Source organism: Acinetobacter sp. ANC 3929 (genome assembly GCF_000369405.1).
In the GTDB taxonomy this organism is placed as follows: domain Bacteria; phylum Pseudomonadota; class Gammaproteobacteria; order Pseudomonadales; family Moraxellaceae; genus Acinetobacter.
In genome coordinates, this window is record NZ_KB849998.1 from 654,395 (window position 1) to 670,919 (window position 16,525).

The 16,525-nt window shown below is 38.9% G+C and carries 16 protein-coding genes; 8 read left to right on the top strand and 8 right to left on the bottom strand.

What is annotated here, in order from left to right; translation table 11 throughout:
• Nucleotides 1-111: 111 nt before the first annotated feature.
• Together F909_RS13220 and F909_RS13215 are read left to right on the top strand one after the other, a co-directional pair.
• The gene (locus tag F909_RS13220) at nucleotides 112-1,821 is read left to right on the top strand and encodes a tetratricopeptide repeat protein (RefSeq protein WP_005147697.1); all 1,710 of its coding nucleotides are present in this window, start codon (nucleotides 112-114) and stop codon (nucleotides 1,819-1,821) included.
• Nucleotides 1,822-2,042: 221 nt separating this feature from the next.
• Nucleotides 2,043-2,762: an SDR family oxidoreductase gene (locus F909_RS13215; RefSeq protein WP_005147699.1), complete on the top strand. Its 720-nt coding sequence runs from the start codon at nucleotides 2,043-2,045 to the stop codon at nucleotides 2,760-2,762.
• Between the two features lie 4 nt (nucleotides 2,763-2,766).
• Here the strand turns inward: F909_RS13215 and F909_RS13210 are convergent, their stop codons facing one another.
• Complete coding sequence (locus F909_RS13210; RefSeq protein WP_005147701.1) at nucleotides 2,767-3,603, bottom strand: GNAT family N-acetyltransferase; 837 nt, start codon at nucleotides 3,601-3,603, stop codon at nucleotides 2,767-2,769.
• A 173-nt stretch (nucleotides 3,604-3,776) separates the two neighbouring features.
• On the opposite strand from F909_RS13210, the gene F909_RS13200 reads away from it, so the two are divergent.
• Nucleotides 3,777-4,942, top strand: a protein-coding gene (locus F909_RS13200; RefSeq protein WP_085940844.1) for an IS3-like element ISAba22 family transposase whose coding sequence is annotated in 2 segments (ribosomal slippage) — nucleotides 3,777-4,035 and nucleotides 4,035-4,942 — 1,167 coding nt in all. Because the reading frame shifts where the segments join, the coding sequence is not laid out codon by codon here.
• 520 nt (nucleotides 4,943-5,462) lie between these two features.
• Here the strand turns inward: F909_RS13200 and pyrE are convergent.
• A complete protein-coding gene (pyrE, locus tag F909_RS13195) occupies nucleotides 5,463-6,113 on the bottom strand; it encodes an orotate phosphoribosyltransferase (RefSeq protein ID WP_005147704.1) in 651 nt (216 codons plus the stop codon).
• Between the two features lie 41 nt (nucleotides 6,114-6,154).
• On the opposite strand from pyrE, the gene F909_RS13190 reads away from it, so the two are divergent.
• Both F909_RS13190 and F909_RS13185 read left to right on the top strand, forming a co-directional pair.
• On the top strand, nucleotides 6,155-6,979 hold the full coding sequence (locus F909_RS13190; protein ID WP_004657129.1) for an exodeoxyribonuclease III: 825 nt from the start codon (nucleotides 6,155-6,157) through the stop codon (nucleotides 6,977-6,979).
• A 430-nt stretch (nucleotides 6,980-7,409) separates the two neighbouring features.
• Nucleotides 7,410-7,760, top strand: a complete 351-nt coding sequence (locus F909_RS13185) for an arsenate reductase (RefSeq protein ID WP_032877723.1) — start codon at nucleotides 7,410-7,412, stop codon at nucleotides 7,758-7,760.
• A gap of 71 nt (nucleotides 7,761-7,831) precedes the next feature.
• On the opposite strand, the gene F909_RS13180 is transcribed toward F909_RS13185, so the two are convergent.
• On the bottom strand, nucleotides 7,832-8,269 hold the full coding sequence (locus F909_RS13180; protein ID WP_005147721.1) for a DUF2147 domain-containing protein: 438 nt from the start codon (nucleotides 8,267-8,269) through the stop codon (nucleotides 7,832-7,834).
• Nucleotides 8,270-8,473: 204 nt separating this feature from the next.
• Between F909_RS13180 and F909_RS13175 the strand changes: the two genes are divergently transcribed.
• Both F909_RS13175 and F909_RS13170 read left to right on the top strand, forming a co-directional pair.
• A complete protein-coding gene (locus F909_RS13175; protein ID WP_005147723.1) occupies nucleotides 8,474-9,385 on the top strand; it encodes an alpha/beta hydrolase in 912 nt (303 codons plus the stop codon).
• Between the two features lie 272 nt (nucleotides 9,386-9,657).
• Entirely contained in the window at nucleotides 9,658-10,845 is a 1,188-nt protein-coding gene (locus F909_RS13170) for a GGDEF domain-containing protein (protein ID WP_005147724.1), read from the top strand.
• Nucleotides 10,846-10,883: 38 nt separating this feature from the next.
• Here F909_RS13170 and F909_RS13165 read toward each other — a convergent pair whose 3' ends face one another.
• The 5 genes from F909_RS13165 to F909_RS13145 form a co-directional block, all read right to left on the bottom strand.
• The gene (locus tag F909_RS13165; protein ID WP_005147726.1) at nucleotides 10,884-11,579 is read right to left on the bottom strand and encodes a glutathione S-transferase family protein; all 696 of its coding nucleotides are present in this window, start codon (nucleotides 11,577-11,579) and stop codon (nucleotides 10,884-10,886) included.
• A 5-nt stretch (nucleotides 11,580-11,584) separates the two neighbouring features.
• Nucleotides 11,585-13,432: a protein-disulfide reductase DsbD gene (gene dsbD, locus F909_RS13160; RefSeq protein WP_005147730.1), complete on the bottom strand. Its 1,848-nt coding sequence runs from the start codon at nucleotides 13,430-13,432 to the stop codon at nucleotides 11,585-11,587.
• Nucleotides 13,433-13,515: 83 nt separating this feature from the next.
• Nucleotides 13,516-14,283 (bottom strand): transporter, encoded by a 768-nt coding sequence (locus F909_RS13155; protein ID WP_005147731.1) that lies wholly within the window; start codon nucleotides 14,281-14,283, stop codon nucleotides 13,516-13,518.
• 32 nt (nucleotides 14,284-14,315) lie between these two features.
• Nucleotides 14,316-14,861 (bottom strand): ankyrin repeat domain-containing protein, encoded by a 546-nt coding sequence (locus tag F909_RS13150; protein WP_005147732.1) that lies wholly within the window; start codon nucleotides 14,859-14,861, stop codon nucleotides 14,316-14,318.
• Between the two features lie 144 nt (nucleotides 14,862-15,005).
• Nucleotides 15,006-15,380, bottom strand: a complete 375-nt coding sequence (locus F909_RS13145; RefSeq protein WP_004803557.1) for an HPF/RaiA family ribosome-associated protein — start codon at nucleotides 15,378-15,380, stop codon at nucleotides 15,006-15,008.
• 370 nt (nucleotides 15,381-15,750) lie between these two features.
• Here F909_RS13145 and F909_RS13140 point away from each other — a divergent pair, with 370 nt between their 5' ends.
• Nucleotides 15,751-16,476: an outer membrane protein OmpK gene (locus tag F909_RS13140; RefSeq protein WP_005147735.1), complete on the top strand. Its 726-nt coding sequence runs from the start codon at nucleotides 15,751-15,753 to the stop codon at nucleotides 16,474-16,476.
• Nucleotides 16,477-16,525 lie beyond the last annotated feature (49 nt).

Sequence of the window (16,525 nt, forward strand, 5' to 3'; positions counted from 1 at the left end):
GTGACTATATAACTGGTAAATGTTAATTGAGTCACTAATTTAATTCTTGTTTACCCTTCCAGTGTTAGTTAACTAATAGTCATTTCATAATTAATTTTTAGTAGCGCATTTATGAACATGTTCATTAAAAGTAATAAAGAACATATCAAATTTATTTTATATTCTTTATTAACCCTTATTGTAATTCTATTTATTCACAGCAATATATATTCTTTTGATTTTACAATAAGATTGCATGACTATTTATATTCACAATGGGTATTTAGCTATGACTATGGCTTTGTCAGAAGAGCTTTACCCGGTGAAATATTAAGCATACTAGGAGTGGATCCAACTTATAGACATGTTCGTCTAGTATCCATTCTTTTATTAATTGCATTATTCTATCTTTTTGCAAGAATTACATTTGTTTTTTTCAAAAAATTAGAACTTGAAAATAAATATGTTATCACTTTTTCGCTATGTGTTTTTAGTTTATCCTTCCTAACCCCCCAGTGGGTAAGAGAGTTATCTCGTTTTGATCATGTCGGTCAAATTATTCTACTCACATCTATTTTACTCATATTAAAAAATACAAAAAGCTCTATTGTTCTAGCTTTTATATTATTATCATTGCCAATAATGGCATTGACGCATGAAGCGATGCTAATATTTTTTGTTCCAACTTTGGCATTTATATATTATCAGAAATATAGAAAAATAAGCCACATCGTCCTAATTGGAATAGAGTCTATTATACTATTGATAGCAGTAGTGATCTATGGAAAGATGTCTCCATTTCAAGTTAACTCTATCATTAAAACTTTTATGTATTACGACCACTTTCAATCTTATGCTGTCAGTACATCGTTACTGACTTTGAAAGAAAATTTCGTAACAAACTATCAAACTTTCTTTGAAACTAAAGCATATTTAAAAATATTTTTTACATTCCTATTTTGCTCTCCTATTCTTTTATTTATTAAAAAATGTACAGACAAAAAAACGTTCATTCTCATATTATTTTTTTCAGCATCTCCATTAGCTCTAACACTAATAGCATTTGACTATATTAGATGGATTGCACTATTCCTATTCAACTTATCTATAATATTTATGTCATTAGCAATAATGAATAATATTGACAGAAATTTAATTGCATCAAACTTCATGAGTCTAAAAAAACTCATATACTCTTATGCTCTTGTTTGCTTATTACTTGGCCCTTTAGGTATAGGCAATATCTTTATCAACTTCTATGAAATAAATTTCCCTTGGGAAAAAAGAGAGCAATGGGACCAAGACTTACTTGTTAAATTAAATGATCCAATCCCCTTATCTAATATTAGATTGAGTATTGATGATGTTAACTCAATTACACAACTTTACTTTTTAAACCAAGAAAAAATTAAACAAGAGAAGATAAACAAAGCTGTTATTAATTACTATGTCAAAGCTTCAAATGAAGGAAATAGTGATGCCCAGAACACTCTCGGTTTTTTCTATTTTTATGGAATACATACATCTATAAACTATTGCTCAGCTTTAGCAATGTTTAAAATGGCTGCCCAAGATCAAAATAAGCATGCCTTATACAACCTATCTACTTTATATAGAAATGGAATTTGTGTCGAAAAAAACATTAAAAAAGCGAATAATTTATTAGCGCAGGCCTCTTCACATGGAAATGACTTAGCTAAATTCATGTTAGCTATTAATTATTTACATGGTGAAAATGGATTTGTTAAAAATAAAAAAGAAGCTTTAAAAATATTAACTGAGTTAAAGAGTAAAGGAAACTTACCAGCAGAAATTTCCTTGGAAGCACTTAAACTGAAATAACATTAAATACTTAAGCCTAACAGCAAGCCGTTCTGGAGTTCATTGCACTAGAACGGCTTGCTAGTAATTTTTATTTTATAACCCATTTTCTACCAGAAGCAATCAAATAAATTAAACAAGCAATCTTCAGATATTTTTCTTATATCCCAAACTTAGCTCTTGACCTCAAGCCAACTTAAGCTTTTATAGTTGTCCCTTAATCTAAAAATACGGAGAGATTGATGGATAACTTGAATAAAACATTTCTCATATACGGCGTCAGTAAAGGACTCGGGAAAGCAATTGTTCAAGCTGTAGCAAAGCCAACAAATACGATCTATGGCGTATCTCGCACCCAACCACAAGAAATTCTGAATTTAAACTGGATTTGTACCGATCTATCTAAGCCAGAGTCGGCTGTAAGCGATGTAAAAACAGCAATTGGACAGCAACAAATTGATGTACTGATTTACAACGTGGGCATCTGGGAACAACAGGCATTTAGCGACAACTATAATTTTGAAAATATTTCTGCTGCTGAAATCAACCAAATCATTCATACCAATATCAGCACCTGTATCCTGTCGATTCAATCTCTCATTGAAAATCTCAAACTCTCCAACAACGCCAAAATTATTCTGATCGGTTCGACTTGGGGTGTTGATAACCATAACGGTAAAGAACTTGTGTTCTCCACAACCAAATTTGCCCTAAGAGGCATAGCGCAATCACTACGAGAGATTTTACGAGAACACTTGATTGGTGTGAGTGTATTGAACTTAGGCTACCTTGCCAGTGAATATGAGATTAACAAACCTGTTCAAGACATTTTAGAACAAACTAAATATTCGCTCATTCCCTTGACCGATGTGATTCAAGCAATTCATTTTATTATTTCAACCAGTAAGGCAAGTTGCGTCAAAGAAATCTTGATGCCTGCGATGTTGGATCAGAATGTTTAGCTCTTTATGAATACTCCAAATAACCAACATAAGAGGAGCCAACACATTCAAAGCCCATTTGGCGGTAGAGTTCTATTGCAGGGTCATTATCCATATCAACAATCAAATGTGCGATACTCCTACTCTCAACGATTTGATTGACGGCAAATGCCAGTACTTGCTCAGCATAGCCCTGCCGACGGTATGCAGGAAAGGTGTAAGTTCCACCTATACTGACTAAACGATGAGTTTCAATCCCGAATCGAACAACAGAAACAATTTGTCCATCAACTTCAAGCACAACAACCTTAGCTTGCTGAATAAGTACATCCCAATCAGATACTTCATCAACTGAACGTTCTTGATTGTATAAACGCTGATATTCAATAAGGCGAGGAATATCTGATGCAATTGCTAGACGTCCGTTTGCTTTTGGGAAATGACGCGTACAGACCATAATCGATTGATCGTACTCGCGCACTATGCACACTTGATGTCCGATAGAAGAACGCAACACATCACGGCCAAAAGAGGTCGTAACAATTCGACGAGGCTGAAGTTTTAAAATCTCTGCACAGAGTAATCCAGCGGAGTAATTCTGCTCGGGTAACCAAAAGCAAGCGCCGCCAGCCAAGACTACAGCAACACCCAACAGAGCATTTGCCTCATTTGAATCATATAACCGCAACAATTGCCATTGTGTATCAATAGTTCGTGTCTGATCCAAAAAGGCAGTGATACCTAGAGAGTGATGAAATCGTGAATCAAGCCATTCAGAGATAAGCTGATACTCTCTCAGAGATGTTAAAGACCCTCTTATAATTTTCAGAATCGAACTCTCTGATTCCATCTTGTTCTTCATACCTCTTTTCTCTAACTGTAATTAGGATCAATCTGAAAACAAAATAAAAAATACCTTTGGGTCCAAGCTAATTTGAGTCTTTAGAATAATCTCAATATTTCTAATTCTGATGTGTGCTGAAAAAACAGGAGGTTTTAACTTGGTAAACTAAACACACTCATCAGGAGTTTACCATGAGCAAGAAACACAAGACTTACACCACAGAATTTAAAGCTGAAGCCATCAAATTAATTGAAGCCAATCAAGGCAATGTCTCGGAAACAGCTAGACAACTTAGCATTTCAATGCAAACTCTTTCAAATTGGAATACCAAAGCAAAGGCTGGAACTTTAGCAGGTACAAAACAGTATTCACCTGATCTAAACGCTCTACTCGAAGAAAATAAAAAACTCAAACAACAGCTCAAAATAGCTGAAATGGAACGTGAATTTTTAAAAAAGGCAGCAGCGTACTTTGCCAAAGAAAGTCAGTAAGGTACGCCTATATGAAACAAAAAAGATATTCTTTTCCAATTACCTTAATGGCTCGATTACTTCATGTTTCAGTTTCATGTTTTTATGATTGGCTCAAGAGAGGCGTGAGCAAAAGAACGATTCAACGAAATCAACAGACGATATTGGTGAAAATAGCCCATGAGGAGACAAGGCAGAGCTATGGTTATATTCGATTAACCAAATACTTACAAGCTCAGGGTATAAAAATGAGTATGTACGCTGTACGTCAGATAAAAGCGCTGAACCACCTGTATTGTAAGCGACACAAGCGTTTTAAAAGGACTACGAATAGTGACCATAATCGAGCGATCTATGAAAACCTGCTGGAGCAACAATTCTCAATGACTAGACCAAATCAAGCATGGTCAAGTGATATTACGTACATATGGACTGTTGAAGGATGGCTGTATTTAGCAGCGGTAAAAGACCTTTACACGAAGCAAGTGGTTGGCTATAGCTTAAATGAGCGCATGACAACACAGCTTGTTTGTAATGCGCTAAATATGGCTATTCACAATCAAAAACCAACCAAAGAACTGATTGTGCATTCAGACAGAGGAAGTCAATATTGCAGCCATGAATATCGAAATATACTTGAGCAATATGGTTTTCAAGGTTCAATGAGCAAGCGCGGAGACTGTTACGATAATGCACCGATTGAAAGCTTTTGGGGAATATTGAAAAATGAGTTAGTTCATCATTACAACTATCAAACTAGAGAAGAAGCCAAAGCAGATATTATAAAATACATTGAGTTATTTTATAATCATCGAAGAATTCAAAAGGGTTTGGGTTTTAAGACACCAAATCAAATGGCCGAAGACTTTTATAAGTTGGCTGCCTAGAATCTCCCAAGGGAAAGTCTCCTGATAATTCAGCGTATATCATTCTTTATCAAAATATTTTTGAGAAATAACCTAGAGACAAATCTAAATAGGGTTATGGTGGCTTCTTTCTTTCGTTCACATAGAAATGAGTTTAGGCAAGCGACACAAATATTAATAATGATATTAAATAGTTAAGAGGTAAATTAAGGTTTCGTTTTTAGGCCGAAAATTATGCAAATACCCAATAAAATATAGATATGCAGAAGAAAAATATTGGCATTATCTTTGGAGGAAAATCTACTGAGCATGAAGTTTCCCTCCAATCATCAAGAAATTAGAAAGATATCGATTAAAGCTTATGAAGTTTTGGGAAGCGAGTGAGCTAACTTATTCTAATCTCATTACCCGTTTATCATGAAAATAGTGCTCAACTACAAAATACAGTTTCTTTAAACAAGAAAGAGGAATCGTATTTTCCCGCTCAAAACCAAGGAATAAAAAAGGAAGCCTTCGCTTCCTTTTCTTTTACATCTAAAACTTAGATGCCATATTTTTCACGATATGCCTGCATATTGGCTAAAGCATCTTTTTCACCTTTTGCATCCAGATAATCCATCAAATCTTTCATGGTAATCAATGCATGCACAGGAATTTCTAATTCTTTTTGCACTTCCTGAATCGCAGAAAGCTCTCCTTGACCACGTTCTTGACGGTCTAATGCAACCAACACACCTGCAATTTCAGCACCTGCATTTTTTAAGATAGTCACAACTTCACGAATCGCAGTCCCCGCAGTGATCACATCATCAATGATCCAGACTTTTTGACCTGTAACCGATGCACCCACCAAAACACCGCCTTCACCATGATCTTTGGCTTCTTTACGGTTAAAGCCCCAAGGTACGCTTTTGCCATGAACTTGAGACAACGCCACTGCTGTTGCTGCTACAAAAGGAATTCCTTTGTAAGCTGGGCCAAAAATCACACCGACATTGTCACACTGTACCAGTTTATCGGCATAGCCTTGCGCTAACAAAGACAGTGCTTCACCATCGTTTAACAAACCCGCGTTAAAGAAATAAGGACTGACACGGCCTGATTTTAAGGTAAACTCACCAAATTTAAGCACTCCACGTGATAATGCGAGTTCGATAAAAGCTTGCGGATGAAATGACACAGGCGTTGTCATATAAAGTGCTCCAAATTCTTCAATTGAGGTTAAACAGACGTATGATACCAAAGGATAGCTATCCAAGTGATGTAAAAATTCTTCGAGTCGTTTCAATCAACGTAAATGGCTTGCGTTCATCAGTCACCAAAGGTCTACTCGAATGGCTAGAACAGTCGGGTGCTGATGTGGTTTGTATGCAAGAAAGTCGCATCACGCATGAACAATGGACCGATAAATTTAAGCCCGAAGGCTGGTATACCCACCTATTCCCTGCTGAACGCGCAGGTTATGCAGGTACGGCGATCTATAGCCGTCTGCCATTCGTTTCAGTTAAAGATGGTTTAGGCTTTGAATTAGCTGATTCTCAGGGCCGTTTTATCACCGCTGAATTTGATTTAGGACTGTCACAAACTGTTCATATTGCCTCGTTATACTTGCCATCAGGATCTAGCGGTGACGAAGCGCAAGCACGCAAAGACGTGTTTTTACAAGAATACGCCAAAATACTAAAACAGTGGCGAGATGAAAATAAATCAATCATTGTCTGTGGGGATTACAATATCGTGCATAAACGCATCGATATTAAAAACTGGTCCGGTAACCAGAAATCTTCTGGGGTATTGCCACATGAACGTGCTTGGCTCGATCATATGTATGATGAGTTAGGTTATGTGGATACATTCCGCGAAGTTCGCCCTGAAGCAGAATTGTATTCATGGTGGTCAAATCGCGGTCAAGCGCGTGCAAAAAATGTTGGGTGGCGTATTGACTACCACGCTTGCTCTCCAGACTGGAAAGCACGTACAACAAATGCATGGGTCTATAAAGAACAATGGTTTAGTGACCATGCGCCGGTCATTATCGACTATAAAATACACGAATAAGTGAACACTTGTTCACTTTGCCCGCTTCTTTAGCTTACATAACTTGTCGCTTTTGTATATTTTTATTTCACTTCTAGAACGGCATTATAGCTTCACGGCACAGGGAAGCGGTCAGGATGACCAAAAAGGGATAGGACGCCGTAGGAAGATAAAATAAACTTAGATTAAGTTTATTTGCAAGGATGAGACATTGGACGTTGAAATGAGACCCGCATAATCAGGAAGATTATATGCGGGTTTTCTCTTTTCTAGATCTTAGATTTTCTTTCTTAGCTTTGTCTTTTGCTCGAATCGCATGATCATTTTCACCATTTAATTTCTGCTTCACATATTCTAGCGATCAACTTTATAAAAAATTTCAACTGGTACAGTGCCCTTCTTTTGCGTTAGGCTTTGGCCCATATCTTTTATTCTTTTTATGGGTTTCGGTATGTTTAAAATTTACGGCATTAAAAATTGTAATTCGATGAAAAAAGCCTTTGATGCATTACAAGCCAAAGGTATCAATTACGAATTTCATGATTATAAAAAACAAGGCATTGATGCAGATACTTTAGCAATCTGGTTAAAAGAGATTGGTGCAGACAAAGTATTGAATAAAAAAGGCACCACATGGCGCAAATTAAGCGAGGATGAGCAAACACACGCGACCAGCAATGAACAGAACCTGATTGAAGCCCTGATCGCGCAGCCAAGCCTGATTAAGCGTCCTGTGCTGCAAACCCCACAAGGTTTTGTGATTGGCTTTGATGAGGCCACCTATCATGCTTTATCGGCTTAAATGCTCTAGATGAGTAGGTAGTTACAAAAAAACCGAGTCGTGAGACTCGGTTTTTGTTTTTTAAATCTGGCTTAGTTGGTACGAATCCAAGTTTGATTACGACCTAAAGCAGCTACACCGATATAGCCACGTAATTTCAGCTTTTTACCACCTTCGATAATTTCAGCTTTCAATTTATAGGTTTTACCATTTTTAGGATCGATAATTGAACCACCATCGTAATTCACACCACCGACATTTTTCAGGCCATTCACAATGGTCACGCCTTTAAGTGGTTTGTTATGATAAGTTCCTTCACATTTAGAGCAAGCATTTTCCTGACCTGCCACTAAATATTTTTGAATTGACGCCGTTAGCGTTCCATCCTTTTGCTCCGTGAATTTCACGATCGCCTTTGGCTGTTTTGTTTCATCATCAATCGTCTGCCAAACACTGCCATTCAGCGCATCCGCTGCATTGGCAAAAGTTGTCAAACCGAGCAATCCAAATGCTAAAGCAATTTTCTTCATTTTTGTAATATCCTTAAGGGGTCTTTCAAACTGAAAGTATTGAGAACTTCAATCAATATTGCAATTCTTGATTATGACTATTTGGTATAACCTGAGTAAGAGTGTCGTAGTGCACATTTTTTCAGATTTTATCGTCGTGCTTCGACATAGCTTATTTTCAAGAACTTTCTTATTGCTATACTGATCTAACAATATGGAAAAATTATGAAATTTGCTACTGTTTGGAAATATTATTTTACTGAATCCTTACTTAAAGCGACGATTCGAACACCCAGTCAGTTCAATTTGGCTCCCAATGCATTACGCCCCTTGCTCGATCAACTGTGTCGTCTCTTTCCTCAAGATTCAACAGTACAAGTTCGCCCAATACGTCTAGCAGGTGTGCGCGGTGAAGAAATCAAAGCTCAAGCTGCTGCCACGCAGTTGATTTTCCACATTCACGGTGGTGCTTTTTTCTTGGGGAGTTTAAATACCCATCGTGCCTTGATGACTGATATTGCAGCACGCACTCAAATGCAAGTCATTCATGTCGATTATCCACTTGCCCCAGAACACCCTTTCCCTGAAGCACTCGATGCGATTTTCGATGTCTATCAAGCCTTATTGGTTCAAGGCATTAAACCCAAAGATATTATTATTTCTGGAGACTCCTGTGGTGCAAACCTTGCTTTGGCCTTGTGTTTACGTCTCAAACAGCAGCCAGAGTTTATGCCAAGTGGCTTGATATTGATGTCGCCTTATCTCGACCTCACCTTGACCAGTGAATCGCTACGCTTTAACCAAAAACATGATGCGTTATTATCTATTGAAGCCTTACAGGCAGGTATCAATCATTATCTTACCGAGAATATTCAAGCCGATGATCCGCGTGTGTCACCGCTATTTGATGATTTAAAAGGATTACCACCAACTTTGGTGCAAGTCGGTTCGAAAGAAATTTTACTCGATGACTCTAAGCGCTTTAGAGAAAAAGCAGAACAGGCTGATGTCAAAGTTCAGTTCAAACTGTATACCGGCATGTGGCATAACTTCCAAATGTTTAATGCGTGGTTCCCTGAAGCCAAACAAGCCTTGGCAGATATTGCTGAATTTGCGCATGCGCTCGATCGCGACTAACCTCTTTACAATCGTGTAAAAAATGGTCAGCTATGTCTGACCATTGTCATTGTTAATTCACTTTTGTCATCATAAAATAAAACTGATTGGATATTCAGATAAGAGCTGATTTTTCAAAGAATTTTTCCCGTCCTGTTTTGCACTAAAAAGCCCAGAGCTAGACTTTTTTCTCATTCTAAAGATGCTATTGTTATTTTAATTGTCGTTCTTCAATATTTTGACGACAGATATACAGTTCCTAGGAATCTCATTGCATAAAAGGATGCATGCCAATGGTGAAGATTCGTTTTAATAGGTCAACTGACACAACAAGATGGGGCTTTAGGCTTTCTTGGGAACATCACATTGTCGTCAATTGGACCATACTCAAAAAAAGTATTTTATTGCTGATACTTGCAGCATTTATGAATCTGTTTTGGATCAGCTGGGATATTTTTGTCTTAATCAACCCACAGTACAATGAGTGGGTACATTTGAATCTGGTACGTTCACAATTATGGACCAGTCTGATTATGCTGGTCGTTTTATCATTGCTGATTATCCCTTGTCACCTATTTAGAGAACAGCTTTGGGCACAAAGTATTTTGCCTATTCTGAGCGTCCAGGTTTTTACTGCAATGCTGTGTCATAACAGCTATTTGGTTGGAAGTTTCAGTCCTGCCACTATGGTGGGCTACGTCAGTGTAGTCGGTGTAGGTTTGGTGCTGTTTGACCGTAGGATGGTGTACTGCGCACTCATTCCTGCAACACTTGCCTTATTGCTATGCAACTACCTCAGTATGGTTGGAGTACTGAGTTATGCACCATTGTTTAATATGCAGCGACTAAATCAAGTGTCGATGCACCCATTTTGGGTTGGCAGTATGATGTTTTTCTTATTGCCGATCATGTTGGCCTGTTTATTTCTGTTTGAAATTCTGCTGACCCAATGGCGGACTCGGGAGATGACCATTCAAATCCTGAGTCGACTGGACCCACTGACCAATGTACTGAATCGACGCAGTATTGGCAGTTACTTAGAAAAGTTACATCAACAACCAGATCCGCTCTATTCGATTGTTTTGCTTGATCTCGATCATTTTAAAAGTATTAATGATCATTTTGGGCATAGCATGGGCGATCAGGTGTTGGTTACTGTGGCTAAATGCTTGGCAAAAAATTTACGTGATCAAGATGTTATTGGTCGTTTTGGCGGTGAAGAATTTATTTTATTACTTCCCAACACCACCACAGTACAAGCAAGGAATGTCGCTGAACGCTGCCGCCTTGCGGTATCACAACTACAGTTTATTAGCGAAGATAAGCAAGAGTTTGTAGTGAGTGCCAGTTTTGGGATCAGTAGCTCACTCAGTGCCGATGAACCGCATCTCATCATTAGCCAAGCAGATCAGGCACTGTATGCGGTCAAAGCTGCTGGACGTAATCAGGTTAAAATTTTTACTGAGCTTACCGCGAGTTAAAACAATGAAGGCACAATCTGCCTTCATTGTAACCTTGATTAGCCTTTCAAAAACTCTTCACGATGCTGGCGATAAGGCTCATCAAAATCTACAAACATTTGTTCCTGTTTAGCCTCGGCAATCCATTGCTGTACTGAAGGCAAAGCCAAGATGTTCTGCATATAGGCCTGACTGGAATCAGAAAGTGGAAGTTGATAGCATTCAAAACGCATCACCACGGGTGCATAGAACGCATCCGCAATACTAGATTCACCACATAAAAAACTGTCTTCACTCGGACGTTCTGACCAAATCTGATCAATTCGAGCAACATCAGCACGCAATTGCGCATGCTCTGCCCAAAGCTGTTTACCGACATGTGTCAGATCAGCTTCAACATTCATGGGGCATAGATTGCGTAAGCTTTGAAAGCTACTGTGCATTTCCGCACTGATACAACGTGCTCTGGCCCGTAACTTTTGATCTTGAGGCAGTAATAATTTTTCAGGATACTGCTCTGCCACATATTCACCAATCGCCAGACTGTCCCAAACAATCAGATCGCCATCAGCCAATGCAGGTACTTTCCCTGTTGGATTCAGTTTCAGAATTTCTGTTTTGAATTGACTATCTGCATCAAAGCTATCGAACTGAATCAGCTGCTCCTGAAATGGAATACCTGCTTGTTTCAATAAGATCCACGGCCGCATTGACCAAGTCGAATAATTTTTATTGCCAATAAAAAGTTGATACATATTTATTATTTTCCTTTAAATAAGGCGAGTTGTTGTAATAGCTCAGCTTTTTGGAATGCGCCAGTTAAACGCAATGAGCGAATTTCTTGTTGTTGCTGGTCTAAGAACAAATACGTCGGTGGTCCTAAAATATCCCACTGTGCTAACAATGCTTGGTGTGACGCATCATAATGGCTTAAATCCATTTTGATTAAATAATAGCCCGATAAAGCCTGTTGTACCTCTGCATCTTTTAGAATGCGATGCTCAATCGGCTGACAAGCCACACACCAATCCGCATAGACATCAATCACAATGCCACGGTCTTTGGGCGCATTGGCTAGAATCTGCTGAAATTCATCTGCTGTTTTTGCCACATGCCATTCGGCCAGCTTATCTGCCTGAATTGAACTGAGACTTTGAATATGCTGATATTGATTAAAGGCCAGTGCTGGGATCGCTAAAATCAGCAATATTGCATAGAGCCATTGTAGTTTGGATTTTTGTCCAAACAAGCGATACACGGCATAAATAATGAAAGCTAAACCTAAAATCAGGCTGAGAATTTGTAGGGCTAATTCAGGCAATAATGGACGAATAAAATAGAGGCTTAAAGCCAGCATTAAAAAGGCAAAAATGATCTTGATTTGATTCATCCACTCGCCAGCTTTAGGTAAGGCTTTTGCTCCCAAAACACTGGCCAACAGCAATGGTATGCCCATCCCAAAACCAAGTGTAAACAGCAACAATCCGCCTTGCCATTGACTCTGTGTTTGTGAAATAAAAAGTAATACGCCTGCTAAAGGTGCGGTCATACATGGCCCAACCAACAGTGCAGAGATCATCCCCATGACACTTGCACCCACCAGTGTGCCGCCTTTTTGATTGGACTGCATTTGATCCAGTCGATTGACCCAGTTCTGTGGCAATTTCAACTCAAATAGACCAAATAAATTGAGGGCAAACACCACGAACAATAAGCTAAATGCAATCAGTGTCGCGGGCTGTTGTAACCAACGCTGGAAATTCAATCCTGCCGCTGAAGCAATCAGACCTAATACGGCATAGACCAAAGCCATACTGACCACAAACGTGAGTGCAATCGACCAAGCTTTAACCCCTTTATTATCACGCACAATCAATGAGGTCAAAATCGGTAACATTGGTAAGGAACATGGCGTAAATGCCAGTAATATCCCTAAGCCTAAAAATAATAAAATGCTATAGGCCAGCGAATGCTGTTCGAGTGCGCTCGACCATTTTTGGTCTTGTGCCATCACACCTGCATGATTTGAATTTGTCGTTTTTGTAATTGGCTCCGCTTGAACCTCTTCATTTGCTGCCATTTGAGCATTTAAAGTGTTGGATGAACGCGCAGCATCTAAAAAGCTTTTTTGCGAGTTTGCACTGACATTCTGAGCACTGACCAGACCATCAGCATCGGTCTGAAATTCAATATTTTGTGGAGGATAACAAATTCGGTCTTTGGCGCAGCCCTGCCAAGTGACACGATAATGCTGCGAAGCTTGAGTGGGAATGCTAAATTCAACTTGTTGATAATAAACTTGGCTGTGACCGTAGTTCTCATCGTACTGCTCTACCGCTTTCGGTAAAGTCAGTGCAACGGGCTGATTGCCCTGCTGCACTTCAAACTTATGCTGATAGAGATAATAATTTGGCTGGATCGACCAATGCAAACGTGCCTGATTCTGTGCAGTCGATTCAACCGTAAATGCAAAAGCCTGTTCGGGGCTAAGCAATGGTGCGGATGAATTCTCTTGGGCGTAAGTCAAAGACCCACATAACAACAATAAAGTCCCGAGAAAGTAACTCATCAGCGGGAAAAATTTCCCAGCCTGAACAGACATTTTCATGATTATCTCGCTATCCCTCTCCTGAACCTCCCTCCCACTAATGCAGAAGTAAATTTAAGAGAATTCAGGAGCATTCATTATTGTTAGAATAAAACCGATACGCCGAAGCCACCGTTATAACTTTTTTGATCGCCATTAAGATCTACGCCAATGCTTGCATCCAATTGCGTGCGATTATTCAAGGCATAAATCAGACCTGTACCGAGACCATATTCGTAGTCTTGGCTCTCTGCTTTACGATAAACGAATTCTGAATAACCTGATAATTTACCTGCAATTTTATAATCAATCTTTGGAATGGCAGTCACGGCCCAATTACTGTTTTGCGCCTCATAACGCATGGTAATAGAAGTACCGATCAAATCGCTAAATTCATAAGCAACTGCAGAAGTTAAACTATAAATATCATCATGGTTGGTAAATTCATCATTACCCGTTGCAATAATGGCTTCAGCCAATAATGCCATCGATAAACGATCATCTTTTAGATCAATCGCTTTCTTCAAACCAATGCTCACATCGCCTAGACCATTGCTTTCTTTTTTAGTGCCTGCACGCTTGTACTGCTGCCAAACAGGTCCCTGCCAACCCAATTGCAATTCCAGACCATCAGCCAAACCAGTACGTAACAACATGTCACCATTCAGGGTCAAGGTCTTGTCTTTGACTCCATCTACTTTACCTTCTTGATAGTGCACACTCGGTAAACTTTGCTCCCATGCCAACTGTCCAACAGGGGTAATACCTGTGCCAATACCCGCACCTGGGCGGTCAAAGGAAAAATCGGCCGCGAAAGTACTTGTGGTTATCATTGATGCAGCAACTAAGCTCAATGTTTGCAATGTTTTCATTCTATTCCTCGTTCTATTTCTAATGGCTTGGCTTATGCGCCTAGCTCTTTTGACATTTTTGCACCATGCTGACGTAACAATTCCAGTGTTGTACGTTCTTCTGGCAACGATTCTGACCAGTCAATTTCATCAAATTCACAGTCAAAGAAAAGCTGGCTAATAGATGATAAAACGGTTAAACCTTCTTCATCACGAGTATTTGGATCTACTTTTTCATCAAGTAAGCGCTGCACTACAGGCACGCAAGCAGAACTCGCCGCATCCCAAAGCGGACCATAAAACTCTTCTGAATCCCATAAATGTAAATTTGCTTTGGCCTGAATCAGAGCATCTAAAATATCTAGATAAACTTGAAGCGATTGTTGCTTTTCTTCTTGGCTTAATGGCTGGCCTGCTTCGTACGCTTCACAAATTGCTTCCCACCATGTGAATAAACCATCGCAAATCATAGATACAGGTGGCCCTTGTTCAGGGTCAATAAAATTCGGGTCGAGTCCTTCAGCAAGTAAAGATTGCACTTGGTCCAAATCGAGTTGTTGTATGGCTTGCACCAAGGCCTGCTGTTGCTTATTTAACATGACCAGTTCTCACAATATTTTTTAATGGCTCTATTATGCCGAATATCCTGACAGGATTTTATAAAACCATCTAAAAAATCATGTATAAATTTGATACACACGTAAAAAAAGCCCAAGAACTGGGCTTTTTCTTTGCATTTGTGGCTATGCTTCATCATCCACTTTTACGTCATCATCGACATCAACGTATTCGGGTAAACCACCACGATGGTGCTCTTTTTTCTCATAAAGATGCTCCAGACTACGTTTCAATTTATCAATTGCACCATGAATCGAATTATCAATATTTGCTGCTTTATGTGTCACTGCGACAGGTTTCATTCCTGCTGGGCGAGCTTCAATCATACATCGTTTGTCATGATCGCCCGTTTTATCCCCGTTCTCATCACTAATATGAACCGAAAAATGTGTAATACGCTCGCTATAACGTTGGAATTCTTGTGTAAGTTCTGCACGAACATAACTGTTTAAGCGTTCACTACCTTGAATGTTTTTATCTGTACGGATTTCAATATTCATAAATATCTTCCTCTCTTTTCTGTGAGACGGTGCTACAAAACTTTCTTCTTTGCACGCTTTGAGCATGCAGTCATTCAGTGCAGTTGTATATTTTGATTATGTAAATGCTTGTTGTCTCCTCGCTTTGCATCTGTTGCTTTTCAGTATGTAAGAAGATCTTCTATAATTCCAATATCTGTCTTTCCTCCAAAATATGCAAGCTGATTTTTGACATTTTTATTAAAACTTAAAACAAAAATATTTTTAACTTTATAGGCCATTTTACTTTAGCTCGCTATATACAATTCTTTTGTTCATTTGGTCAAATTTGGCTTTATTTTTGCTTAATACCTTGTATCCTTTACACGCCTTTTGGGGGGAGATTTTTTAAATGCAATTGAAGCAACTTGCAGCAACATGTTTATTGGTATCTACAGCAGCTTTCGCTCAGGCGAAGCCAATTTGGCAAGATTTCAGCGTGACGGGTTTGTACGGTGAGAACTATGAAGTTGTTGATGAAAAACAAACAACGGTAACACTTGAATATGCGGCAAAAGTCAAATATGCCGATGTGTTTTTCTTTATGGATCGTATGCGTGGCAGCGATGATCATAAAAGCACATATTTCGAACTCTCTCCACGTTTAAGCTTGGGTGAGATCTCAGGACAAAAACTTGCATTTGGTCCAATTAAAGATGTGCTGATCTCAACAACATGGGAAAGCAACAGTGCTGATGGTAATAATTTTGACAACTTCTTATATGGTGTAGGTTTTGATCTCGCAATTCCATATTTCCAATATGCGAATGTGAATTTCTACCGTGCCAACAACGAAAACACTGCTGATGACTACCAAATGACTATCGCGTATGCCTTGCCATTTAAAGTATCAAACGAAGATTTCTTAGTTGATGGTTTCCTTGACTGGTCGACAGGTGAAAAAGATCACGCCAGTGAACTCAACTGGACCACACAATACAAATGGAATGTAGGTAAACACATTTCACCAGACACTCGCCTTTATTTAGGTGTCGAACATTCGATTTGGAATAACAAATTTGGTCTGAAAAACCGTGACGAAAACAACGTCAGCGCGTTAATCAAATACCACTTCTAAATCATTTAGAGTGTTAAAAAACAGCAAGGAATTCCTTGCTGTTTTTGTT

What these genes read in the sequence shown, in the direction of transcription:
- dsbD (WP_005147730.1), bottom strand. Translation starts at nt 13,432, where the DNA reads ATGAAAATGTCTGTTCAGGCTGGGAAATTTTTCCCGCTGATGAGTTAC.
- F909_RS13185 (WP_032877723.1), top strand. Translation starts at nt 7,410, where the DNA reads ATGTTTAAAATTTACGGCATTAAAAATTGTAATTCGATGAAAAAAGCC.
- F909_RS13220 (WP_005147697.1), top strand. Translation starts at nt 112, where the DNA reads ATGAACATGTTCATTAAAAGTAATAAAGAACATATCAAATTTATTTTA.
- F909_RS13155 (WP_005147731.1), bottom strand. Translation starts at nt 14,283, where the DNA reads ATGAAAACATTGCAAACATTGAGCTTAGTTGCTGCATCAATGATAACC.
- F909_RS13140 (WP_005147735.1), top strand. Translation starts at nt 15,751, where the DNA reads ATGCAATTGAAGCAACTTGCAGCAACATGTTTATTGGTATCTACAGCA.
- F909_RS13175 (WP_005147723.1), top strand. Translation starts at nt 8,474, where the DNA reads ATGAAATTTGCTACTGTTTGGAAATATTATTTTACTGAATCCTTACTT.
- pyrE (WP_005147704.1), bottom strand. Translation starts at nt 6,113, where the DNA reads ATGACAACGCCTGTGTCATTTCATCCGCAAGCTTTTATCGAACTCGCA.
- F909_RS13165 (WP_005147726.1), bottom strand. Translation starts at nt 11,579, where the DNA reads ATGTATCAACTTTTTATTGGCAATAAAAATTATTCGACTTGGTCAATG.
- F909_RS13215 (WP_005147699.1), top strand. Translation starts at nt 2,043, where the DNA reads ATGGATAACTTGAATAAAACATTTCTCATATACGGCGTCAGTAAAGGA.
- F909_RS13190 (WP_004657129.1), top strand. Translation starts at nt 6,155, where the DNA reads ATGATACCAAAGGATAGCTATCCAAGTGATGTAAAAATTCTTCGAGTC.
- F909_RS13150 (WP_005147732.1), bottom strand. Translation starts at nt 14,861, where the DNA reads ATGTTAAATAAGCAACAGCAGGCCTTGGTGCAAGCCATACAACAACTC.
- F909_RS13180 (WP_005147721.1), bottom strand. Translation starts at nt 8,269, where the DNA reads ATGAAGAAAATTGCTTTAGCATTTGGATTGCTCGGTTTGACAACTTTT.
- F909_RS13210 (WP_005147701.1), bottom strand. Translation starts at nt 3,603, where the DNA reads ATGAAGAACAAGATGGAATCAGAGAGTTCGATTCTGAAAATTATAAGA.
- F909_RS13145 (WP_004803557.1), bottom strand. Translation starts at nt 15,380, where the DNA reads ATGAATATTGAAATCCGTACAGATAAAAACATTCAAGGTAGTGAACGC.
- F909_RS13170 (WP_005147724.1), top strand. Translation starts at nt 9,658, where the DNA reads ATGGTGAAGATTCGTTTTAATAGGTCAACTGACACAACAAGATGGGGC.